Source organism: Planctomycetota bacterium, from assembly GCA_033763975.1.
GTDB lineage: Bacteria > Planctomycetota > Phycisphaerae > Phycisphaerales > UBA1924 > RI-211.
The window spans coordinates 48,922-71,827 of the sequence record JANRJM010000019.1; the positions used below are offsets into that span (position 1 = coordinate 48,922).

At 71.0% G+C, this 22,906-nt stretch carries 23 protein-coding genes and 1 tRNA gene; 20 read left to right on the forward strand and 4 right to left on the reverse strand.

What is annotated here, in order from left to right; all coding sequences use genetic code 11:
* Positions 1-55: 55 nt before the first annotated feature.
* A complete protein-coding gene (locus tag SFY69_13680) occupies positions 56-1,375 on the forward strand; it encodes a Gfo/Idh/MocA family oxidoreductase (GenBank protein MDX2133091.1) in 1,320 nt (439 codons plus the stop codon).
* Positions 1,376-1,411: 36 nt separating this feature from the next.
* On the forward strand, positions 1,412-3,247 hold the full coding sequence (locus SFY69_13685) for an alpha-L-fucosidase (GenBank protein MDX2133092.1): 1,836 nt from the start codon (positions 1,412-1,414) through the stop codon (positions 3,245-3,247).
* Here the strand turns inward: SFY69_13685 and SFY69_13690 are convergent.
* Together SFY69_13690 and guaA are read right to left on the reverse strand one after the other, a co-directional pair.
* Positions 3,141-3,881 (reverse strand): GNAT family protein, encoded by a 741-nt coding sequence (locus tag SFY69_13690; protein ID MDX2133093.1) that lies wholly within the window; start codon positions 3,879-3,881, stop codon positions 3,141-3,143. The genes SFY69_13685 and SFY69_13690 overlap by 107 nt on opposite strands.
* Positions 3,882-3,894: 13 nt before the next feature.
* On the reverse strand, positions 3,895-5,511 hold the full coding sequence (gene guaA, locus SFY69_13695; GenBank protein ID MDX2133094.1) for a glutamine-hydrolyzing GMP synthase: 1,617 nt from the start codon (positions 5,509-5,511) through the stop codon (positions 3,895-3,897).
* A gap of 97 nt (positions 5,512-5,608) precedes the next feature.
* Between guaA and SFY69_13700 the strand changes: the two genes are divergently transcribed.
* From SFY69_13700 to SFY69_13785, 18 genes are all read left to right on the forward strand, one after another.
* Entirely contained in the window at positions 5,609-5,944 is a 336-nt protein-coding gene (locus SFY69_13700) for a HEAT repeat domain-containing protein (protein ID MDX2133095.1), read from the forward strand.
* Positions 5,941-6,399, forward strand: coding sequence for an ATP-binding protein (locus SFY69_13705; GenBank protein MDX2133096.1), 459 nt, complete (start codon positions 5,941-5,943; stop codon positions 6,397-6,399). Before SFY69_13700 ends, SFY69_13705 begins: the two co-directional genes overlap by 4 nt.
* 7 nt (positions 6,400-6,406) lie before the next feature.
* Positions 6,407-6,757 (forward strand): STAS domain-containing protein, encoded by a 351-nt coding sequence (locus tag SFY69_13710; protein ID MDX2133097.1) that lies wholly within the window; start codon positions 6,407-6,409, stop codon positions 6,755-6,757.
* Positions 6,758-6,760: 3 nt separating this feature from the next.
* Entirely contained in the window at positions 6,761-7,615 is an 855-nt protein-coding gene (locus tag SFY69_13715; GenBank protein MDX2133098.1) for an ABC transporter permease, read from the forward strand.
* A gap of 57 nt (positions 7,616-7,672) precedes the next feature.
* The gene (gene ribH / locus SFY69_13720; protein MDX2133099.1) at positions 7,673-8,182 is read left to right on the forward strand and encodes a 6,7-dimethyl-8-ribityllumazine synthase; all 510 of its coding nucleotides are present in this window, start codon (positions 7,673-7,675) and stop codon (positions 8,180-8,182) included.
* Complete coding sequence (gene nusB / locus SFY69_13725; protein ID MDX2133100.1) at positions 8,179-8,715, forward strand: transcription antitermination factor NusB; 537 nt, start codon at positions 8,179-8,181, stop codon at positions 8,713-8,715. The genes ribH and nusB overlap by 4 nt, the downstream gene beginning before the upstream one ends.
* Positions 8,716-9,648 (forward strand): signal recognition particle-docking protein FtsY, encoded by a 933-nt coding sequence (gene ftsY, locus SFY69_13730; protein MDX2133101.1) that lies wholly within the window; start codon positions 8,716-8,718, stop codon positions 9,646-9,648.
* A gap of 43 nt (positions 9,649-9,691) precedes the next feature.
* Positions 9,692-12,196, forward strand: coding sequence for a glycosyltransferase family 39 protein (locus SFY69_13735; protein ID MDX2133102.1), 2,505 nt, complete (start codon positions 9,692-9,694; stop codon positions 12,194-12,196).
* Positions 12,176-12,247: transfer RNA gene (locus SFY69_13740), tRNA-Ile, on the forward strand. The genes SFY69_13735 and SFY69_13740 overlap by 21 nt, the downstream gene beginning before the upstream one ends.
* Positions 12,248-12,380: 133 nt before the next feature.
* Positions 12,381-13,247: a radical SAM protein gene (locus SFY69_13745; GenBank protein MDX2133103.1), complete on the forward strand. Its 867-nt coding sequence runs from the start codon at positions 12,381-12,383 to the stop codon at positions 13,245-13,247.
* Positions 13,244-13,459 carry a hypothetical protein gene (locus tag SFY69_13750; GenBank protein ID MDX2133104.1) on the forward strand — a complete coding sequence of 72 codons (216 nt, stop codon included), beginning with the start codon at positions 13,244-13,246 and terminating at the stop codon, positions 13,457-13,459. The genes SFY69_13745 and SFY69_13750 overlap by 4 nt, the downstream gene beginning before the upstream one ends.
* A complete protein-coding gene (locus SFY69_13755) occupies positions 13,456-15,171 on the forward strand; it encodes an AAA family ATPase (GenBank protein MDX2133105.1) in 1,716 nt (571 codons plus the stop codon). The genes SFY69_13750 and SFY69_13755 overlap by 4 nt, the downstream gene beginning before the upstream one ends.
* A gap of 27 nt (positions 15,172-15,198) precedes the next feature.
* Complete coding sequence (locus tag SFY69_13760) at positions 15,199-15,660, forward strand: DUF1257 domain-containing protein (protein ID MDX2133106.1); 462 nt, start codon at positions 15,199-15,201, stop codon at positions 15,658-15,660.
* Between the two features lie 9 nt (positions 15,661-15,669).
* Entirely contained in the window at positions 15,670-15,882 is a 213-nt protein-coding gene (locus SFY69_13765; protein ID MDX2133107.1) for a DUF2997 domain-containing protein, read from the forward strand.
* Positions 15,883-15,897: 15 nt separating this feature from the next.
* Positions 15,898-16,956 carry a hypothetical protein gene (locus tag SFY69_13770; protein MDX2133108.1) on the forward strand — a complete coding sequence of 353 codons (1,059 nt, stop codon included), beginning with the start codon at positions 15,898-15,900 and terminating at the stop codon, positions 16,954-16,956.
* Positions 16,953-17,756, forward strand: a complete 804-nt coding sequence (locus tag SFY69_13775) for a tetratricopeptide repeat protein (protein MDX2133109.1) — start codon at positions 16,953-16,955, stop codon at positions 17,754-17,756. Before SFY69_13770 ends, SFY69_13775 begins: the two co-directional genes overlap by 4 nt.
* Positions 17,753-18,814, forward strand: coding sequence for a PilT/PilU family type 4a pilus ATPase (locus SFY69_13780; protein MDX2133110.1), 1,062 nt, complete (start codon positions 17,753-17,755; stop codon positions 18,812-18,814). The genes SFY69_13775 and SFY69_13780 overlap by 4 nt, the downstream gene beginning before the upstream one ends.
* Before the next feature lie 29 nt (positions 18,815-18,843).
* On the forward strand, positions 18,844-19,686 hold the full coding sequence (locus SFY69_13785; GenBank protein ID MDX2133111.1) for an ATP-binding cassette domain-containing protein: 843 nt from the start codon (positions 18,844-18,846) through the stop codon (positions 19,684-19,686).
* 38 nt (positions 19,687-19,724) lie between these two features.
* On the opposite strand, the gene SFY69_13790 is transcribed toward SFY69_13785, so the two are convergent.
* Both SFY69_13790 and trpA read right to left on the reverse strand, forming a co-directional pair.
* Positions 19,725-21,911: a glutamine synthetase III gene (locus SFY69_13790; protein ID MDX2133112.1), complete on the reverse strand. Its 2,187-nt coding sequence runs from the start codon at positions 21,909-21,911 to the stop codon at positions 19,725-19,727.
* Positions 21,912-22,054: 143 nt separating this feature from the next.
* A complete protein-coding gene (trpA, locus tag SFY69_13795) occupies positions 22,055-22,879 on the reverse strand; it encodes a tryptophan synthase subunit alpha (protein MDX2133113.1) in 825 nt (274 codons plus the stop codon).
* Positions 22,880-22,906 lie beyond the last annotated feature (27 nt).

Here is a 22,906-nt window from a genome sequence, read left to right on the forward strand (position 1 = left end):
GCGGCGTCACGCCAGAGGCACAGCACGCCATGCGGCGCGAGGGAGCGAGATCACCATGCGGCACCACGAAGCACAGTCGAACGGCACGGGGCGCGAGGCCGGATGGTCACGCCGCGACGTCATGAAGATCGCCGGCGCGGTGGCGCTCTCGCCCGCGCTGCTGCACGCCTCGCCCACGCCCGCCCGCGCGAAGCTCAAGATCGGCCTGGTCGGCTGCGGGGGGCGCGGCACGGGCGCCGCGGTGCAGGCCCTGCGCGCCGACAGCGACAGCGTGCTCCACGCCGTGGGCGACATCTTTCCGGATCGCATCGCCTCGTGCCTGGGCGGCATCGGCTCGAGCGTGCCGGCGGAGCGCCTCGACGTGCCCGACGCACGCCGGTTTGTCGGCTTCGACGCCTACCAGAAGGTCATCGACTCGGGTGTCGACGTCGTGCTGCTGTGCACGCACCCGGTGTTCCGCCCCGCGCACCTCGCCGCGGCGGTGAAGGCCGGAAAGCACGTCTTCGCCGAGAAGCCCATGGCCGTCGATTCGCCCGGCGTGCGATCGGTGCTCGAGAGCGCCGCGGAAGCGAAGCGCCGGGGGCTGTCGCTGGTCGTGGGGTTCTGCTGGCGGTACAACGACGGCATGCGCGCGACGTTCGAGCAGATCAACGCCGGCGCCCTGGGCGACCTCGTCAGCGTGCAGACCACGTATCACACCGGCACGCTCTCCAAGAACCCACGCAAGCCCGAGTGGAGCGACCTGGAGTTCCAGTTCCGCAACTGGTGGCACTTCACGTGGATCAGCGGCGACCACATCGTCGAGCAGGCGTGCCACAGCATCGACCGCCTCGCCTGGGCCACCGGCGACCGCTGGCCCCAGCGCGTGATCTGCCTGGGCGGGCGCGCCGCCCGCAGCGGCCCGGAGCACGGCAACGTCTTCGACCACTTCTCCGCGACCTACGAGTACGAGGGCGGCATGCGCACGCACCACGACTGCCGCCAGATCGACCGCTGCCCGTCCGACAACACCGACTACGTCTGGGGCACCAAGGGCATGGCGGTCGTCAACGGCTGGGCGCCGACGTACCACCTCACCGACCGCGCGGGCGGCACGATCTGGAAGTACGCCGGGCCCACCGACCGCGACATGTACCAGGTTGAGCACAACGAACTCTTCGCGTCGATCCGCGCCGGCACGCCCATCAACGACGCCGAACGCTCGGCCTACTCGACGCTCATGTCGATCATGGCGCGGATGAGCGCCTACACCGGGCAGACGGTGTCGTGGCAGCAGGCGCTGGAATCCAAGGAAGACCTCACGCCGCGGGAACTCGTGTGGGGCGACTGGCCCACGCCCGAGGTGCCCGTCCCGGGCCGGACGCGTCTGGTGTAGCCCACGCGTCCGCCCGCGCGCCGGTACGCTTGGGCCATGAAGTCAGCCGAAGTCGTGCGTGCGTGCGTCGTCGCGGGCCTGCTGAGCGTGCTGGCCGCGCCCCCGGAGCCGGCGCGGGCGCAGGCGTCCCCGCCCGCCGAGTCCCCCGCCGCACGCGATGCGCGGATGGAATGGTGGCGCGAGGCGCGCTTCGGCATGTTCATCCACTGGGGGCTGTACGCGATCCCCGCCGGGCAGTGGGGGGGCACGCGCGCCGGCGGCACGGGCGAGTGGATCCTCACCAACGCGAAGATCCCCGTCGAGGCCTACGAGCCCCTGCGCGACCGCTTCAACCCGGTGCTCTTCGACGCCGACGCCTGGGTGCGTGCGGCCAAGCGCGCGGGGATGAAGTACATCGTCATCACCACCAAGCACCACGACGGGTTCGCGCTCTTCGACAGCGCGGGCACCGACTGGGACATCGGCGCGACGCCCTTCAAGCGCGACGTGCTCAAGGAACTCGCCGCCGCGTGCGAACGCGAGGGCGTGCGCCTCGGGTTCTACTACTCGATCATGGACTGGCATCACCCGGACTACCTCCCCCGGCGCGGGTGGGAGTCCCGCTCGGCCGACGGCGCCGACCTCGACCGCTACGTCGGCTACATGAAGGGCCAGCTCCGCGAACTGCTGACGAACTACGGGCAGGTCGGCGTGCTCTGGTTCGACGGCGAGTGGGAGAGCACCTGGACCAGCGAGCGCGGCAAGGACCTCGACGCGTTCGTGCGATCGCTGCAGCCCTCGATACTCGTGAACAACCGCGTCGACAAGGGTCGCAACGACATGGCCGGGCTCAACCGGGCCGGCGAGTGGGCGGGTGACTTCGGCACGCCCGAGCAGGAGGTGCCGCGGACAGGGCTCCCGGGCGTCGACTGGGAATCGTGCATGACGATGAACGACACGTGGGGGTACCGCAGCGACGACCAGAACTGGAAGTCGTCCGCCGAACTCATCCGCACGCTGGTCGACGTCGCGAGCAAGGGCGGGAACTACCTGCTGAACGTCGGGCCCACGGCCGACGGGCTCATCCCCGAGGCATCCCTCTCGCGCATGGCCGACATCGCGCGATGGATGGACGTGCACGCCGAGTCCATCTACGCCACGAGCGCGGGGCCGTTCAAGAAACTCTCGTGGGGACGCTGCACCGCCAAGCCCGGCGTGCTGTACCTGCACGTCTTCGACTGGCCCGAAGGCGGCCTGCTCCGCGTCCCCGGGCTCAGCAACGCGCCCGCGGGCGACGCGACGCTTCTTGGCAGCGAGGCCGCCCTCCCCGTGCGCCGGGTGGATGACGACCTCGTGATCGAACTGCCCGCGACGCCCCCCGACGCGCCGGCGCCGATGCCCGTCCGCGTTGTGCGCCTGCCCATCGCGGGCGAGCCCGAGGTGACGGTCGTGCTGCCCCGGGCCGACGCCGAGGGCGTGATCGACCTGCGCCCCGAGGACGCCGACATCACCGGCTCGCACCTGCGCTACGAGAGCAAGTACGGCGGGTCGCTCGGCTTCTGGACGAACCCCGAGGACGCCGCGTCGTGGACGTTCGACGCCCAGCCCGGGCAGTACTGGGTCTCGATCGAAGTGTCGTGCACGCCCGAGTTCGCGGGCTCCGAGTTCGTCGTCGAGCTCGGGGGCACCTCGTTCACGGGCGTCGTGCCGAGCACCGGCGCGTGGGGCACGTTCACCGTCGTGCGCACCGAATCGATCCTGCTCGAGGACGGCGGCCCGACGACGATCACCGTCCGTCCGGGGGGCGAGTTCCGCGGCGCGCTGATGAACCTCCGCGCGGTGCGCCTGACGTGGGCGCCCGGCGAGGTGCACGAGCCGTTCCCGGTGCGCTGAGCGCGTTCCAGTCCTCGATGGTCATCGCCCAGCGTTCGTGGTCGCGCCACGCGCCGTTGATGCGGAGGTACCGCAGCGACAGCCCCTCGAGACGGAACCCCGCCGCCCGCACCAGCGCGATCGACGCGACGTTCTGCGGGATGATGTTCGCCTCGACGCGGTGCAGGCGCAGGTCCTGGAACGCGTGCGCCAGCACCGTCCGGAGCGCGTCGGCCATGTACCCGCGCCGGGTGAACGGCGCGCCGATCCAGTACCCCGCGACCGCGTTCTGGAACGGGCCCCGGAAGACCTGGTTCAGGCTCACCTGCCCCACGATGCCGCCGCTGTCCTTCGCGCAGATGAGATACCGCCGGCTGTGCTCGGTGTCGCACGTGGAGAGCAGTTTCCCGAACAGAATGTCGGCCGGGGGCGGCTCGTCCATGCCCGGGGGCGTCGGATCCCATGGCAGCAGGTGCCGCTCGCTGATTTCGCGCAGTTTGACCCATTCGTCTCGGTCGGCGCCGGTGGGCAGGCGGAGAAACGTGAGTTCGCCGACACACGCGGCACGGGCGAGGCCACGGACCGCCGGGGCCGGCCCCTTGGGCGCCGGCCGCGTGGGCGCGGCGTCGCGAGCCGGGCGCGTCGAACGGGGCATGCGCGCCACCGGATCACTCCCACTCGATCGTCGCGGGGGGCTTGCTGCTGATGTCGTACACCACCCGGTTCACCCCGCGCACCTCGTTGATGATGCGGCTGCTGATCCTCGCCAGCACGTCGTACGGGATGCGCGACCAGTCGGCGGTCATGAAGTCCTCGGTCTCCACCGCCCGCACCGCGATGGTGTTCTCGTACGTGCGCCCGTCGCCCATCACGCCCACGCTCTGCACGGGCAGCAGCACCGCGAAGACCTGGCTCGTCTTGCGGTACAGGTCCGCCGCGACGATCTCTTCCAGCAAAATCTCGTCCGCCGGCCGAAGCACCTCGAGGCGTTCACGCGTCACCTCGCCCAGCACGCGCACCGCGAGCCCCGGGCCGGGGAACGGGTGGCGCCACACGAGCTGATCCGGCAGGCCCAGCACGCTGCCGAGCTTGCGCACCTCGTCCTTGAAGAGTTCCCGCAGGGGCTCCACGAGCGTGAACCCAAGCTCCGCCGGCAGCCCGCCGACGTTATGGTGCAGCTTGATGCCCGCGGCCGTGCCGGCGTGCCCGTGCCCGCTCTCGATGACGTCCGGGTAGAGCGTGCCCTGCGCGAGGCACGTGGCCCCGGGGATCCGCGTCGCCTGCGCCTTGAAGACCTCGATGAACCGGTGCCCGATCCGACGGCGCTTCTCCTGCGGGTCTGTCACCCCCGCGAGGTCCGCCAGGAACGCCTCGCCCGCGTCGGCCACCCGCAGATCGATCCGGAAGTGATCGCGGAACGTGGTCTCCACCAGCGCCCGCTCGCCCTTGCGCAGCAGCCCCGTGTCCACGAACACGCAGTGCAGGCGATCGCCGATCGCCTTGTGCAGCAGCGCCGCCGTCACCGCCGAGTCCACGCCCCCCGACAGCCCGCAGATGACGTGCGCGTCGCCCACGCTCGAGCGGACCTGCGCCGCGGCCCGCTCCGCGAAGTCGCTCATCCGCCAACTGCCCGTGCACCCGCACACCTCGTAGAGAAAGTTCCGCAGCAGGTCCACGCCGTGCGGCGTGTGCGTCACCTCCGGGTGGAACTGCACGCCATAGAACAAGCGCCCGCCGACGGCGCTCCGCACCGCGGCGAGGGGGCACGTGGGCGTCGAGGCAAGCACCACGAACGCGCCGACGTCGTCGCGCACCTGGTCGCCGTGCGACATCCACACCGTCGTGCGGTCCGGCACGCCGTTGAACAGCGGATCGCGCGTGCCCAGCGAGAGGTGGGCGCGCCCGAACTCGCGCCGGTCCGACGCCGCAACGTCCGCGCCGAAGGCCTTGGCCGCCAACTGCAGCCCGTAGCACACGCCCAGCACCGGCACGCCGAGATCGAAGATCGCCGCGTCGCACGTCGGGGCGCCCGCGTCGTAGACGCTGGCGGGCCCGCCCGACAGGATGATGCCCTTGGGACGCAGCGCGCGCAGTTCGCCGGGCGTGATGTCCGGGCGTACCAGCAGCGAGAAGACGCCCGCCTCGCGCACGCGCCGGGCGATCAGTTGGGCCGTCTGACCGCCAAAGTCCAGGACGGGCACGATCTCGCGCGTGTCATCGCGCGCGGCGAGGCCCGGGGCGGGTGAGGGCGGATGAACGACTGCGGGCTGTGGGGTGCTGCTCATGGGCGCCGACCGGCATCCTCCAAGGCGAGCCGGAACCATAGTCCGTCGCCGCCTGTCGGTTGAGGGCGGCGTTCGGCCGCACGCGTAGACTGAGGACGTGACGATCCCGCGTGCCGTCCTTCTGTGGGTGCTGGTGCCCGGCTGCGCCGCGAGCGTGCGCCCCGACTTCAACTCGCCCGACCCGGCGGCCCGCAACGCCGCCATCATCGAGGCCTACGCCGCCCGCGACGACAAGGCCATCCCCGACCTGGTCCGCATGCTCGACAGCGACGACCCCGCCACCCGCCTCCTGGCCATCCGCACGCTCGAGTCGCTGACCGGGACGCGTCTCGGGTACGATCCCGCGGCCCCGTCATTCGAGCGCGAGCCCGCCGTCCGTGCGTGGGCCGAGCGCGTCGCGGGGGGACGCCCGGACGGGATGAGTGCACCGTGAGCGAACGCCCCGACCTGCGCGTAGAGATGGTGAGCAACCCCCGCTACCTGTGCGCACTGCGCGAACTCATGATCTCGATGTCGCGCCAGCTCGACTTCACCGAGACGCAGTGCTCGCAGATCGCCCTCGCGGTCGACGAGGCCGTCACGAACATCATCCGCCACGGGTACGCCGGGCGCACCGACCGCCCGATCGTCGTCGCGGTGATGCCCTTCCGCGACGTCGCCCGGGGCGAGGGCGTGCGCATCGTCATCGAGGACGAGGCCCGGCAGGTCGACCCCAGCACCATCCGCGGGCGCGATCTCGCCGACATCCGCCCCGGCGGGCTGGGCGTGCACATCATCCGTGAAGTGATGGACGACGTCGCGTACGAGCGTCGAGGCGCCGCGGGGATGCGGCTGACCCTGGTGAAGATCCGTCAGCCGAGCGCACCGGCCCGCGCCGCCTGCCCGTGAGGGACCCATGTCCGACCGACCGACCATCGCCGTCTCCCTCTCTCGCCACGCCACCGGCGCCGTGGTCGTGTCCGCCAAAGGCGACATCGCCTACCACGAAGCGCCCGAGTACCGCACCTACCTGCGCCAGGCCTTCGACCAGCGGCCCACCCGCGTCGTCGCCGACCTCTCCGGCGTGCCCTACATGGCCACCCCCGGCCTCGCCACGCTCGTCGAGGCCCTCCAGATCTCCAAGAAGTCCGGCACGCCCCTCGTCCTGAGCGGGCTCACCGAGCGTGTCCGCGCGATCTTCGAGATCGCGCGCCTGCACACCGTCTTCCGTATCGCGTCCGACGTTGACGCCGCGCTCCAGGGGTGACGCATGGCGACGCCTCCGCCCAGCCCCGCGCCCGCGCCCTTCTGGCGAAAGCCGTTCCTCGCGCCCCTGGCCTTCCTGGGCGCCCGCGTCCTCACCGCGCTCGACCAGATCGGCGCGTGCGTCTTCCTGCTCGCCGAGGCCATGCTCTGGGCGGTGCGCTCCGTCACCCGCCGCCGCGTGCGCATCGGGCGTCCGGCGATCATCACGCAGATGGTGCGCATCGGCGCGAGGTCGGTCTTCATCGTCGCGCTCGTGTCGTCGGCGGTGGGGCTCATCCTCGCCTTCCAGCTCTCGCCTCCGCTCGACCAGTTCGGGCAGAAGGAACTGGTCGCGAACATCATCGCCGTCGCCGTGCTGCGCGAGCTGGGGCCCCTCATCGGCGCGATCGTGCTCACCGGGTTCGCGGGCGCCTCCATCGCCGCCGAGATCGGCACCATGGTCGTCGGCGAGGAAGTCGAAGCCCTAGAGGCCCACGCCCTCGACCCCGTGCGCTTCCTCGTGGTGCCCCGCGTCATCGCCTCTGTGCTCAGCATGACCGTCCTCGCGGTGCTGGCCAGCGTGGTCTCGATCCTCTCCGCCCTGGCGATCTCCGTCGCCGTCCTCGAGATCCCCGCCACCACCTTCATCAACAACATGCTCACCCAGGCCAAGGTCGTGGACTTCATGACCGGCACCAGCAAGGGCGCCGTCTTCGGGCTCCTCATCGGCGTCATCGCCTGCGCGAACGGCCTGCGGGTCACGGGCGGGGCCGCCGGCGTCGGGCGTGCCACCACGGGCACCGTCGTCCAGTGCGTCGTCGCGATCGTCATCGCCGACCTGGCGTTCACCGCGGTCTTCTACGCCCTGAAACTCTTCTGAGCCCGGGCCCGGCCCGCGCCCCTGACCCCGCCGATGTCTCGCTACCATCGCCCTCGCATGGCGAAACGCGTGCCGCAAGTTCCGGAGGTCGTGGTCGTGGTCAGCCGCTACAACGCGGCGGTGACCGATCGCCTGCTCGACGGCGCACGGGCCGCCTTCGACGCCCGCGCTGATGATCGCTGGGCGCTGCGCGTCGTCGAGGCGCCGGGCGCCTTTGAGATCCCCGTGCTCTGCCTCGCCGCCGCCTCGCTCGAGCACACCGAGGGCGTGCTGGCCCTGGGCTGCATCATCAAGGGCGAGACGATCCACGACCGCGTGCTGGCCGACGCCGTCACCGGCGCGCTGCTGGACATCATGCTCCGCACGGGCGTGCCCGTCTCGCTGGGCGTGCTCACCGTCAACACCGCCGCGCAGGCCCGCGCCCGCGCGGGCGGACGCCTGGGCAACAAGGGCGCCGAATCCATGGAGGCGCTCCTCGACACCATGCGCACGCTGCGCGCGCTGGCCAGCGGCGAGGCGGCGCCCGCCTCGCCCGCGCGCCCCGACAAGTCGCGGAGGCGCCGGTGACCCAGCCGGACCCCGCCCGCATCGCCGGCTTCGACGCCCTGCTCCAACTCCCGGGCACGGCCGACAGCGCCGGCCTCGCGATCGTCGAAGCCCTCAGCCCCGTCGAGCGAGATCGCGCGTTCAACATCGCCGCCCGCCGGCTCGCCTTCCAGCTCCTCTTCGAGATCGACGCCGGCGCCACGCCCCCCGACGCCCTCGAGCAGCGCCTCGCCCGCGTGGAAGGACTCGGCCCGGTGCTCCACGAGCGGGTGCTCGCGATGGTCCGCGGCTCCTACGACGCGCGCGCCGCGGCCGACGCCGAGTTCGTCCAACTCGCCCCCGACTGGCCCACGCACCGCCAGCCCGCCGTCGACCGTGCGATCCTCCGCCTCGCGCACCACGAACTCACGCTGGGCCAGACACCCGGCGCGGTCGTCGTGAACGAGGCCGTCGAGCTCGCGCGCCACTACAGCACCGAGAAATCCCCGTCGTTCGTCAACGCGCTCCTCGACCGCGTGCTGAAGCGCCTGTCCGGCCCCGCGGAGGCGCGCTGAGTGGGGTTCTTCAAGTCCATCGTCGGCTCGCTCAAGAAGGGCCTGGAGAAGACACGCGAGGCGCTCGTCACGGGCGTGCAGGGGCTCCGCAATCTTCTCACGGGGCGCCGCCTCGACGAAGCGCTCATCACCGAACTCGAAACCCGCCTCTTGCAGGCCGATGTCGGCCCCAAGACCACCGCCCGCCTCGTCACCACGATCCGCGACGACTTCCACGCGGGTCGGATCAAGACCGGCGACGAGGTGCTCGACTATCTCAAGCGAGAACTCAAGGCGTTGTGGCCCGCCGCCGACCGCTCGCTGCGATTCTCCCCTGATCGTCCCACCGTCATCCTCGTCACCGGTGTGAACGGCGTGGGCAAGACCACCTCCATCGCCAAGCTCGCCTCGGCCCTCAAGGCCCAGGGGCGCAGCGTCATGGTGGGGGCCTGCGACACCTTCCGCGCCGGCGCCGTTGCCCAGCTCGAGATCTGGGCCCAGCGCCTGGGCGTCCCCGTCATCAAGGGCCTGCAGGGCGGCGATCCCGCCGCCGTCGCCTTCGATGCCTGCGCCGCCGCCAAGTCGCGCGGCGTCGACGTCCTGATCCTCGACACCGCCGGGCGCCTGCAAACCCAGGACCCGCTCATGCGCCAGCTTGCCAAGCTCGTCGGCGTCATCGGCAAGCAGGTCCCCGGCGCGCCCCACGAGGTCCTGCTCGTCCTCGACGCCACCAGCGGGCAGAACGCGCTGCGCCAGGCCGAGGAGTTCTCCAGGGCCGCCGGCGTTACCGGGATCTTCCTGAGCAAGCTCGACGGCACCGCGAAGGGCGGCATCGTCATCGCCATTCGCGACGCGGTGAACATTCCGGTAAAGTACATCGGCACGGGTGAAATGCCGGAGGATGTCGAGCCGTTCGACCCGGAGGCATTCGTGGACGCGATGTTCGCGCCGTAGATCACCCCGCCCGCGCCGGGTACGCCCGGCTGGAACCAGCACGATGGATCATCGCCGCCCCTGGCGTGCCAATCCATGGACGTGGCGTGCCGCGGGCGTGCTCGCCGCCGGCGTCATCCTCTGGGTTCTCGCCGCCCCCGCCTGCATCCGCCGGGACATCTCCCTGCGGATCGACGAGTTTCCCGGCAACCGACGCTGCGCGCTCGAGTGGCGATCCGACGACGGCGCTCCGTACAACGGCGTGTGGCTCGAAGGCGTCTCTCACCTCGACACCAGCGCCACCTTCTCGCTCCGCGTGCCGCCCCAGACCCAGGCGTCCGGCGAGCCGGTCGAGATCTGGCTGCTCGCCATGCACGTGCCCAACAGCTCCGCCCCGCCCGTCCCGCTGCCGCGCGCGGATCAGGCGATCGCCTCGGACAACGCCCGGTGGCTCGACGCCGCCGACGGGCCCGGCCTGATCTACCTCGGCGCCTCCGGCGGCAGCGTCCTGACCCACGTGCCCGCCGGGGGGCTTGAGGTCCACCTGCTGGCCTCCGCCAAGGGCGGACGTGTCGAGATCGAGTACGAGGGCGCTCGCCAGACCGTCGACCTCCGCTCCTCCTCCACGCAGCGCCGCGTCGTCACCGTCGCCTCGCCCGATGCCAGCAGCGGCACGGTCGACGTCCGCCAGCGCCTCCCCGCCTACACCATCGAGTCCATCCGCGTCCGCGGACCGTCACCTCTCTCGCACCAGAGCATCCGCGACGTGCGCCTCACCGTGCGTCTCTTCGGCGCGGTGGTCACGTCCCGCGGGGGCAGCGCGTCGCCACCCGACGCGCCCGACGCCGAAGCCGCGCCCATGGATCCCGGGCCGGGCGTCGTCGCCCAGATCGGCGTCTCAACCGAGATCCCGTGGTGGGCGCACGCTGTTGGTGCCCTGGCCGCGTGCGCCGCCGCCGCCGGCGCTGCGGGCGCGTTCGCGGTCGGCTCGTGCGTCGTCTCCTGGCTCGCGCCTCGACCCTGGAAGTGGCACGCGCTCGTCGCGTGCCTCGTGCTCGGCGTCCACCTCTGGGCCGCCCTCAGCACGCGGTTCATCCTGACCGGCGACGCCGTCGACTACCTCGTCGGCGCGGCTCGCTTCGCCCGCGACGGGTCCTTCTCCGGGCTTTCCCCCTTCAAGGCCCCGCTCTTCTCCATCGTCCTCGCGGCGCCCGTCGCCATCGGCGCCGACCCCATCACCTGGGCGCGCGTCATGCTCGTCCTCGCCGGTGGCCTCCTCTGCCCCGCCCTCGTCTACGCCACGCTCCGACGCCTCACCGCACAGACGCCCGCGCTGCTCGGCGCGCTGGCCTGCGGCCTGAACCCCATCCTCATCACTCTTGAGACCTATCTCCTCCGCGAGACCTTCGGCGCCTGCGTCGTCGCCGCACTCGCGTACCTGCTGTCCAGATCGACCACCAGGCCGATGCTCGCCGCCCTCGCCCTCGGCGCCCTCGCCGGCCTGGGCGCCCTTCTGCGAGAGAACTTCCAGACCCTCCTCGCGATCGTGCCCCTGGCGATCCTCCTTCTTCCGGGGTGGCCCGGTCGCCCCTCGCGGCGGATCCTTCCCGCCCTCGCCGCCCTCCTCGTCGCGCTCGCCTGCGTCGGGCACTGGTACGTCATCCACGCCGATCGCTTCGACCGCCCGGGCATGACCCTCCCCAAGGTCAACCTCAACAAGGCCCTCAACGCCTGGTCCAACGGCACCCTCGACCTCAACCAGACTCGCGCCGTATCGCCCTCCACCTACGACGTCCTCTCTTCACGAAGAGCCGCCCACTTGCTGTCCGACTACGGCGCCGTCTACGGCGTGCTCGACGCCACCGAGCCGGACATCCCGCCCCTCATCCGCGAACGCCCCGAGCCCGCCGACCCCGCGAGCCTCACCGACCGCGAACTGCGCGAGCGCTCCGCCTGGGCCGAACGCACGACCGCCCTGATGGTCGAAGAGTCGGCCGCGCGAGCGCCCGAGGCCGTCTGGCGCGCGCGCGCCGTCGCGATGCTCAGCCTGACCGGGACCTGGATCTACCCCGAGCACCCCAGCGCCCCGTCGATCGAGTGGATGTCGCGTCCGCTGCGGCGTCTGAGCCAGGGGCACCCCACGACGGTTCAGGTTGGCACGCTCGTCGATCACGTCTACGAGCAGGAATGGGCCGCCCTGGAACCGCTGGTGCGACGGCACGAAGCCCCCCTCCCCGAGAGCACCTCCCCGACATTCGCGCCCTGGTTCGAACGCCTTTTCCGGGGCAACCAGCTCCTCCGCCCCGTCCTCGCCCTGCTCTGCGTCGCCGCCGCCGTCGGCGCCTGGCGACGCCGCGCGTGGCCCGTGCTCGCGCTCGCCTCGATCATCGCGATCAACCTCGCCGGCGCCGCCCTCGTCGTCGTCACGCCCGTCGACCGCGTCGCCGCCCCGTTCATCCCCGGAATGATCGTCCTCGCCGCGTGGATCCTGTGGGTCTGGGTCGCCCGCCCCGGCAATCTCCCCGGATCCGAATACCCTTCCCCCCAGGGGCCCGTAGCTCAGCGGTAGAGCAGCGGACTCATAATCCGTAGTGCGCAGGTTCGAATCCTGCCGGGCCCATTCCCCCTCCGCCCGCGGGGCGATGGCCTCCGCCGCCCGACCACCGCCCGGCCCGCGGGTGCCACTCCCCGTGCAACCCGCCGCAACCGCGGCCCGCCGCACCCGGTACACGATTCCGCCTCTGGAGGCATTCGTGCGACCGACGACCGATCACCTGCTGGCCCGCGCTCGCGACGCCACCGACATGCTCCGACGCTGCGAACTCTGCGAGCGCCGCTGCGCCGTCGACCGCATCGCCGGCGAGCCCGCTCCGTGCGGCCTGGGCGCCTCCTCCCGCTGCTTCAAGCGCCACCTCAGCTACGCCGAAGAGATCGACCTCATCCCCAGCTACATGGTCTACCTCGCCGGCTGCAACTTCCGCTGCGAGTTCTGCGTGCAGGCTCCCACGTGCTTCGACCCCCTGCGGGGCGAACTCGTGCACCCCGGCACGCTCGCCAACGAGTGCCTCCGCCAGGTCGACGCCGGGGCTACCACCATCAACCTCCTCGGCGGCGAGCCCAGCATCCACCTGCACACCATCCTCGAACTCGCCGCCGCGGCCCCGCGCCACCTGCCCCTCATCCTGAACTCCAACTTCTACATGACGCCCCCGGTCCTCGATCTGCTCGAGGGCGTCGTCGACATCTACCTCGCCGACTTCAAGTTCGGCAACGACGCCTGCGCCTCGCGCATCGCGACCGTGGACCGCTACGTGGAAGTCGTAACTCGCAATCTCCTCCACGCCGCACGCCAGCGCGAGAGCGGCGCCCGCCTCATCGTCCGGCACCTGCTCATGCCCGGGCACCTCGAATGCTGCTTCAGGCCCGTCGCCGCGTGGATGGACGCCCACCTGCCCGACGTTCCGTTCCACGTCATGGAGGGGTACGTCCCCGCGTGGCGGGCCGCGACGAGCCGCCGCAGCCCGGAACTCGCACGCACGCTCGACCGCGCCGACCGCGCCGCGGCCCGCGGCGTGATGGTGCAGCTCGGCGTCTCCGCACGCCGGGGAGCCTGCGCTTGAGCACCGCGCCCTCCGACACGATCCGGCCGATGCTCTGCGCCGACCCGAGCGGGAAAGACCTGGTGATCACCATCCGCCTCGCGCCCGACGGGCGGGTATACCTGCACGACATGCCGCCCGACTTCGTCCCCATCGCCGCCGCGCTCGCGCCCCAGGACCCCGAGTTGTCCCGGCGCGCGGACATCCTCGCACGAAAGGCAACCCACGCATGACCGCAACTCCCGGCAACGGCCTGGCCGCCCCCAAGAGCAGCCCCGCGTCGAGCGCGCCGAGCCCGGCGCCCGACTCCCGCCCGGCGCGCCCCGAGCCCCGCATCACCGCCGCCCCGCCCGCGCCCGCCACCCCGTCGACCGCCTCCGCCGCGGGCGATTCCATCGAACTGCTCGTCCGCGCGCGCTACCCCGTGCTCTACATCGTGAGCTGGGAAGAAGCCCGCGTCGAGCAGCACCTGCAGGCCATCGCCGCCCGGCGCAACAAGCAACTGCACGTCTGGTCGATCACCGAGGGCATCCGCGAGGCCAGCGCCACGCCGGGCCAGGCGGCCGGCAAGAAGCGCTCCGTCACCGACCCGATCGAAGCCCTCGACGTCGTCATCCAGCACAAGGAACCCGCGATCTACCTGTTCAACGACCTCAACGCCTTCTTGAGGCCCGAGATCGCCTGCAACCGCCCCATCATCCGCAAGGTCCGCGAGGTCGCCCGCGCCCTCGCCGACAGCTACAAGACGCTCGTCATCTGCTCGCCCCTCCTCGAACTGGCCCCCGAGTTGCAAAAGGACGTCTGCGTGGTCGACTTCTCGCTCCCCACGCCCGCCGACATCGACGCCCTCCTGGACCGCATCATCAAGGATGTCTCCCAGCACGCGTCGATCACCGTCGACCTCAGCCCAAAGGGGCGCGAGGCGCTCGTCCGCGCCGCCGGCGGGCTCACGCTGCAAGAGGCCGAGAACGTCTTCGCCAAGACCCTCGTGAACGACGGCACCCTCAACGGCGAGGACGTCTCCACCGTCTTCGCCGAGAAGCAGCAGATCATCCGCAAGAGCGGCCTGCTCGAGTACTACGAGGCCTCCGACGCCCTCGACGACGTCGGAGGACTCGATCAACTCAAGGACTGGCTCAAGCGCCGCGCCATGGCCTTCACCGACCAGGCCCAGAAGTTCGGCCTCCCCGCGCCCAAGGGCGTGCTCCTCGTCGGCGTGCAGGGCTGCGGCAAGAGCCTCTGCGCCAAGGCCGTCAGCCGCGAGTGGAACATGCCCCTCCTCCGCTTCGACATGGGACGCATGTTCGCCAGCCTCGTGGGCAGCTCCGAGCAGAACATCCGGCGCGCCATCGCCGTCGCCGAGAGCATCGCCCCCGCCATCATGTGGATCGACGAGATCGACAAGGCCTTCGCCGGCTCCAGCGGCTCGGCCGGGGCCGACGGCGGCACCACCGCCCGCGTCATGAGCACCTTCCTCACCTGGCTCAGCGAGAAGAGCAAGCCCGTCTTCGTGCTCGCCACCGCCAACGACATCTCGCACCTCCCGCCCGAACTCCTCCGCAAGGGCCGCCTCGACGAGATCTTCTTCGTCGACCTGCCCACGCACGAAGAGCGCCGGCGCGTCTTCGAGATCCACATCGCCAAGCGCAAGCGCAACGCCGCCGCCATCGACACCGACCGCCTCGCCGCCGCCGCCGCGGGCTTCAGCGGCGCCGAGATCGAGCAGGCCGTCATCAGCGCCCTCTACGACGCGTTCTACCTCGGGCGCGACCTCACCACCGACGACATCCTCCGCAACATCACCCAGACCGTCCCGCTCTCGCGCACCATGAGCGAGCGCATCGAATCCCTCCGCGCCTGGGCCGACGGGCGCGCCCGCGCCGCCTCCACCCCCGCCGAAGTCGAGCCGGCCCGCGCGGGCGGGCGCAAGCTCGAGATCGGCTGAACGCCGGCCCCCCACAAGGAAGAACCCATGAGCAGCGTCTGCGTCCTTACCCCCATCGTCGTCGGCGCCTGGCCCTCGATCACCGCCGCCGTCGCCGGCGTCGCCGCCTCCATGGGCTTCACCGTCGTCGTGCCCGAGAACACCGTGCCCGAGCGCGACACGCCCGTCAAGCGCAAGGTCCACGCCGAGATCCCCGACAGCGAGGTCCTCCAGGACGAGTTCGGCGAGGAGCGCATCGTCATCCGCCAGGGCGACATCGAGATCATCTTCGAGCGCGACCACGACGGCTCGCTCAAGCTCTGCGTCCAGGGCGAGAAGGTCTCCAAGGCCCAGCTCGAACGCATCGGCCAGGAAGTCGCCGGGCGCGTCGTCCAGCAGTTCGCCTACCACAAGCTCATCACCGAGCTCAAGAAGCGCAACTACGCCGTCGTCGACGAGCACGTCGACAAGGACCAGTCCATCCAGATCCGCGTCCGCCAGGGACACTGAGGAGACCCCATGTCCGCGCCACAATTCGACATCCGCATCGATACCTCCGGCAAGCTCACCGTCAAGGTCTCCGGCGTCAGCGGCGAGGAGTGCATGCGCCTCTCCGACATGCTCGCCCAGATCGTCGGCCGCGAGGTCTCCCGCGAAAAGACCAGCGAGTACTACGCCCCCGGCAGCGTCCGCATCACCACGCCCCAGCAGGTGCACGGCCGCACGAAATAGGCAGGGACGACGCCCGTGGAGTGCCCGAACTGCAACTTCCAGAACGTCCCCGGCATGCGCTCGTGCGCCCGCTGCCAGAGCCTCCTCGATTTCTCGTCCCTCGCCATCGACCCGCCCCGCGCCGCCGATGCCGTCATGCCCCTGGCCGTCCGCCACGCCGCGATTCGCGCACGCATCTCCCTTGGCCAGACCTTCGCCGACATCGCCCGCCGCTCGAGTTCGATCTTCCCGCAGGAACTCAACCGCCCCGCCCTCCTGCGCTCCGTCATCCCGGGGTGGGGGCACTGCTATCTCGGCTACCGCTGGTTCGGACGCGTCGCCATCGCCATCTGGCTCGCCCTCATCGTGACCACCCTCCTCCTCAACGGCGTCGCCGACGGCTGGTTCATGTACTTCATCCTCGTCGGGTGGCACAGCTTCGTCATCAGCCTGCTCCTCGCCCGCGTGCTCAGCACCCAGCCGATCCTCACCCGCGCCCTCGTCGGCCTGTGCATGTACGCCCTGCTCAACGCCGCGATCTACCTCCCCGCACGCTGGCTCTTCCACGGCGTCGCCCGCCCCTTCTCGCTCAGCGGCATCGGCACCACCGAAGTGCTCCGCAACGGCGACACCGTCATCCACACCGGGCGCTGGAATCGCCCCGACTCCTTCCGCCCCGGCGACCTCGTCGTCTACGACATCCACGCGATCTCCGTGCCCGGCGCGTACATCCGGGGTGGGGTAGGCGTCGACCGCATCGTCGCCGGGCCGGGCGACGCCGTCTCCGGCGCAGACTCGACGCTCCTCGTGAACGGCGCCCCGCTCGCCGCGTCCGCGTCCCCCCTCCGCGCGCCGTACAGGTTCCCCACCTTCGGCATTTCGCTCGGCGACGACGAGTACTTCATCGTCCCGTCCCTGTTCAACTTCCAGGGGCAGTTGCCCGCCAACGCCCGCGACCTCTACATCAAGGCCTGTGTCGTCCGCGAGGCCGACATCACGGGCAAAGTCCTCTGGCGGTCGGGCCCGCTGTCCCGCTTCGGCTCGATCGACCACCCGCCCGCCCAGGCCCGCCACCCCGAGGAGCCCCGCCCATGAACGGCCGATTCAGCCGGCTCGAGTTCGGCAGCCGTGAAGAGCCGCCCAGCGAGGCGCCGCTCCACACGACCGACAAGTCGCAGGAGGGGACGCTCACACGCTCCGCCGACCATTTCCTCGCCCAGGCAACCCGCGCCAACCGGCGGGGCGAGTTCGAGTCCGCCCTCCAGCTCTACACGCGCGCCCTGCGCGAAGACCGCTCGCGCATCGTCGCGTGGGTGGGGCAGGTGCAGATGCTCGTCGAACTCGGCGAGTACGGCGAGGCGCGCCTCTGGAGCGACAAGGCCCTCGAGGCCTTCCGCTCCAACGGCGACCTCCTCGCCGCCAAGGCCCAGGCCTGCCTGCGCGTCGGCGATACCCGCGCCGCGCAGATCTGCAGCGACGCCTCCGTGCAGGCGGCCGGCTCCGGCCCGTTCCGCTGGGCATCGCGGGGCGAGACGCTCCTCGCCCAGGGGCAGCCCCGCGCCCGCGACTGCTTCGACAAGTGCATCGCCGAGCCCGCCGCCGACTGGTTCGACCGCATCGTCATCGCGCGGATCTACCTCTACCACCACAAGCCCGCCGCCGCCCTGGAGTTCGCCTCGCACGCCGTCGGCCTTGCCCCCGCGGAGCCCTACGCCTGGACCGTCCGCGCGAAGTGCCTCTTCGATCTCGGCGAGACCGGCAAGGCCGAGGAGTGCTGCCGCCGCGCGCTCGAGCTCGATCCGCGCCTCCTCGTCGCACAGAACCTGCACAAGACCGTCGTCGGGACGTCCCCGGCCGGCGTCTTCAACCGTCTGAAAGGGTGGCTTCGTCGATGAACCTTCGCGATCTCCTCTACTCCGCCCGCCGTCACAACGCCAGCGACATCCACATCCTCGCCGGCTTCCCGCCGATGTTCCGCGTCGACGGCAACATCGTCCCCGCCAAGGGCGACGCCCTCACCCCGGAGTGGATCGACGAATCACTCCTCGCCCTCCTCACCCCGGACCAGAAGGCCCGCCTCGAGCGCGACTGGCAGCTCTGCATCTCCGTCGTTCAGCACGCCGTCGGTCGCGCCCGCCTCACCGTCTACCGGCGCAACGGCCGCTGGGAGATCAGCATCCGCATGAGCGAGCTCGCCGTCCGCGCCCGCGAGCAGCTCGGCCTGCCCGCCATCATCGAAGACCTCGCCCGCAAGCCGCACGGCCTGGTCATCCTCACCGGGCCCACCGGCGTCGGCAAGACCACCACCCTCCACTTCATGCTCGACCTCATCAACGCCGAGCGCTCCGCCAAGATCGTCACGATCGAAGACCCCATCGAGTACGTCCACCCCTTCAAGAAGTCCATCATCGTCCAGCAGGAAGTCCTCGTCGACGTCCACGACTTCGCCAACGCCCTCCGCCACGTCCTGCGACAAGACCCCGACGTCATCGCCATCGGCGAGATGCGCGACGCCGAGACCATCTACACCGCCCTCACCGCCGCCGAAACCGGGCACCTCGTCATCGCCACCCTCCACACTCCCGGCGCGCCCGACGTCGTCCAGCGCCTCGTCTCGGCCTTCCCCGAGGGCCGCCAGAACGAGATCCGCTTCATGCTCGCCGCCACCATCCAGGGCGTCGTCGCGCAGCAACTCCTGCCCAAGCCCGGCGGCGGACGCGTCATCTGCTGCGAGATCCTCACCGGCACCGGCGCCGTCCGCCACCAGATCCGCGAGAACGCCGTCCACCAGCTCTACACCGAGATGCAGTCCGGGCGCAAGCACGGCATGATCACCGTCGACCAGGCCCTCCTCGACCTCTACAACGCCGGCGAGATCACCTACGACACCGCCATCACGCACGCCCGCCACCCCGACCAGATCCGCAAGCGCGCCGTGCGAGAGACCGTCTGACCACAACCTCGCCCGCGATACGATCGCCGATGCCCCCGCCCGAGCCGCCCTGCGAAGTCGTCGTCGAAGACCTCCGCAAGGACTTCGGCGCCACCCGCGTCCTCCGCGGCATCGACCTCCGCATCCCCCGGGGCGATCTGGTCGCCATCGTCGGCGCCTCCGGCTGCGGCAAGACCGTCCTCCTCAAGCACATCACCGCGCACTTCCGCCCCGACGCCGGGCGCGTCCTCGTCGCCGATCACGAGGCCGACCCCGACGCCAACGGCGCCGCGCCGCTCCGCGACCTCGCCACGCTCGACGACGAAGGCCTCGACCGCCTCCGCATGCACTGGGCCATGGTCTTCCAACGCAACGCCCTGCTCTCGGGCAGCGTGCTCGAGAACCTCGCCCTCTGGCCCCGCGAGATCAAACGCTGGAGCGACGAACGCATCCGGCCCTTCGCCCTCCGCGCCCTCGCCGACGTCGGCCTCGACCCCGCCGACGTGCTCGACAAGAGCCGCGAGGAACTTTCCGGCGGCATGGCCAAGCGCGTCGCCATCGCCCGCGCCCTCATCATGGACCCCGTCCTGCTCCTCTACGACGAGCCCACCGCCGGCCTCGACCCCGAGATGAGCACCCAGATCCACGACCTCATCGCCGCCACCCACGCCGCGCAGCCCGCCCTCGCCCGCGTGCGCGCGGGCGTCGTCCGCACGAGCATCATCGTCACGCACGACACCCAACTGCTCCAGCGTCTGCGCCCGCGCGTGGTGATGCTCCACGCCGGGCGCGTGCACGTCGACGCCCCGTTCGAGGCCTTCGCCGCCAGCGACGACGCCCACATCCGCCCCTACGTGGAGCAGATGGCGTTCATTCACCAGTCCAACCGCTGATCCCGCTCCGGACTCGCCCCGGCCCAGCCGGGCCGCGCCTACCGGATCACGAGCATCTCGCGGTACGTCGGGATGGGCCACAGGTCCCGCGGCACGCGCGCCTCCAGCGCGTCCACCGCCTCGCGCACCTCCGCCAGCGCCGGGCGAACCGCGTCGCGCACGTGCGTCGCGTGCGCCCGCACCCCCTCGGGATGCTCGTCGGTCGCGCGCTCCAGCCCGGCGATCGCGCCACGCAGCGCGATCACCAGCTCGGACAGCTCCTCGAGCTGCGCCCGCGCCTCCGACGCGTCCACGTCCGCCGCCTGCGTCGCCGCCACCACCTCGCCCAGCTCCGTCTGGTGGCGCAGCGCCGCCGGCAGCACCTGCGTACGCGCGATCGACGCCGCCGTCTCCGCCTCGATCAGCACCTGCTTCACGTACTTCTCGAGGAAGATGTGCTCGCGGCTCTCCACCTCCACCTTGCTCAGCACCTTGTGCTTGCGGAACACGTCGACGTTCTTCTTCTCGCCCAGCCGCTCCAGCGCCGCCACCGACTCGCGGTAGTTCGGCAGCCCGCGCTTGGCGGCCTCCGCGTGCCACTCCGCCGTGTACCCGTCGCCGTCGAACAGCACCCGCTTGTGCTGCTTCACCAGCTTCTGCAGCGTCTCGCGCACCACGCTCTGCAGCTTCTTCTCGTCCGCGTTCTTCCCCAGCGCCTTCTCCAGCTGCGTCGCGACGAAGTCCAGGCTGTCGCACACGATCGTGTTCAGCACCGTCGCCGGCCACGCCACCGCGCTCGACGAACCAACGGCGCGGAACTCGAACTTGTTCCCCGTGAACGCGAACGGGCTCGTGCGGTTGCGGTCCCCGCTGTGCCGCGGAAGCTGCGGCAGCGTCCGCGCGCCCATGTCGATCTTCCCGCCCTTCATCGTGCTGCGGGGCGAGCCCGACTCCAGCTGCTCGATGATGTCCGTCAGCATGTCCCCCAGGAACACCGACATGATCGCCGGCGGCGCCTCGTTCGCCCCCAGCCGGTGGTCGTTCGCCGCGCTCGCCACGCTCGCCCGCAGCAGGTCCGCGTGCAGGTCCACCGCGCGGATCACCGCCACCAGGAACACCAGGAACTGCATGTTCGTGTGCGTCTCGTCCCGCGGGTCCAGCAGGTTCACGCCCGTGTTGGTCGACATCGACCAGTTCACGTGCTTCCCGCTCCCGTTGATCCCCGCGAACGGCTTCTCGTGCAGGATGCACTGCAGCCCGTACCGCGGCGCCACCCGGCGCAGCGCCTCCATCACCAGCATCTGGTGGTCGCTCGCGATGTTCGCCGTCTCGAAGATCGGCGCCAGCTCGAACTGGCACGGCGCCACCTCGTTGTGACGCGTCTTCACCGGCACGCCCAGCCGGTACAGCTCCCGCTCCACCTCGCTCATGAACCCGATCACCCGCGTGGGGATCGAGCCGAAATAGTGGTCCTCCAGCTGCTGGTGCTTCGGGGGCTTGGCCCCAAAGAGCGTCCGATCGCACGTCACCAGGTCCTCGCGCCGGTAGTACAGCTCCCGGTCGACCAGGAAGTACTCCTGCTCGCACCCCAGCGTCGCGATCACGTTCGTCACCCCCGCGTCCGTCCCGAAGATCCGCAGGATCCGCAGCGCCTGCTCCGACAGCGCCTGCATCGACCGCAGCAGGGGCGTCTTCTTGTCCAGCGCTTCGCCGGTCCAGCTCACGAACACCGTCGGGATGCACAGCGTCACCGTGCCCCCGTTGCGGTTCAGGAACACCGGGCTCGTGCAGTCCCACGCCGTGTACCCGCGCGCCTCGAACGTCGCCCGCAGCCCGCCCGACGGGAAGCTCGACGCGTCCGGCTCGCCCCGAACCAGCGCCGACCCCGTGAACTCGCTCATCGCGCCCCCGTCCTCGTCGGGCACCAGGAACGAGTCGTGCTTCTCCGCCGTCAACCCCGTCAGCGGCTGGAACCAGTGCGTGTAGTGCGTCGCGCCACGCTCCATCGCCCACTCTTTCATCGCCGCCGCCACCACGTCCGCGATCGACGGGTTCATCGGGTCCCCGTGCTCCACCGTCCGCACCAGCGCCTTGTACACCCCCGCCGGCAGCCGCTGCTGCATCACCCGCAGCGTGAACACGTCCTCCCCGTACAGGTCCTCCACACGACGCTGCGGCTGCTGACCCGTCGCCTCCCCACGATGGAATGCGATCGTCGGCGTCTTTCCGTTCAGCGGCGTCGTCATATGGCTCCCTTTCCGTCCCTGCGAACGGCATGGCATCCCGCCACGCCCCGGAGACCCTCCCCGGCCCGCGATTCTTCGCGGGTCATGCGCCCCGGGGTAGTCAGTTTTCTGTCGATTTCACCACCCGGCGCGAGCCGCCGCGCTCAGGCTTTCCCCGCCGGCAGCGCTCCCGTCGCCAGCCCGGCCATCAACTCCGCCGCGAAGCGCTCGCACCCGTCCGTCACATCCCCGCCCTTCGCGCCGATCTCCCCCAGCCGACGCACCAGCGCGCTCCCCACGATCGCCGCGTCCGCGTGCCGCGTCACCGCACGCACGTGCTCCGCCGTCGAGATCCCGAACCCAACCGCGATCGGCAGGTCCGTCATCGTGCGCAGCCGCGCGACCTTCCCGCTCACGTCCGGCGCCGCCGTCTGCTCGCCCGTCAGCCCCGCCCGCGCCAGCAGGTACACAAACCCGGTCGCCGCCTTGGCGATCGCCTCCGCGCGCGCCAAGGGCGTGCTCGGGCTGATCATCAGCGGGCACGACACCCCCGCGTCCGCCGCCGCCCCGCGCAGCTCCTCCGACTCCTCAAAGGGCAGGTCCGGCACCAGCACCCCGTCGAACCCCGCGCTCTTCGCCCGCGACACGAACCCGCGCATCCCGCCCGCCCGGTGCACGATCGACACGCTCACCATCGCCACCAGCGCCATCTTCAGCCACGGGCGGATCTGCGCCACCTCCGCGAAGATGTTCCCAGGCGTCGCGCCCAGCTCGATCGCCCGGTGCATCGCCCCCGCGATCACCGCGCCGTCCGCGATCGGATCCGAGAACGGAATCCCCACCTCCGCGATCCGCACGCCCGCCCGCTCCAGCGACGGCAGCAGCAGCGACGTGTCCCCACGCCGCGGATACCCCGCGCAGATGAACGGCATCAGCGCCCGCCGCCCCTGCCCCCGCAGTTCCTGGAATACCTCGTCGATCCGAGACACTGCACGCCCCCTAGCCGAATCCCGCCG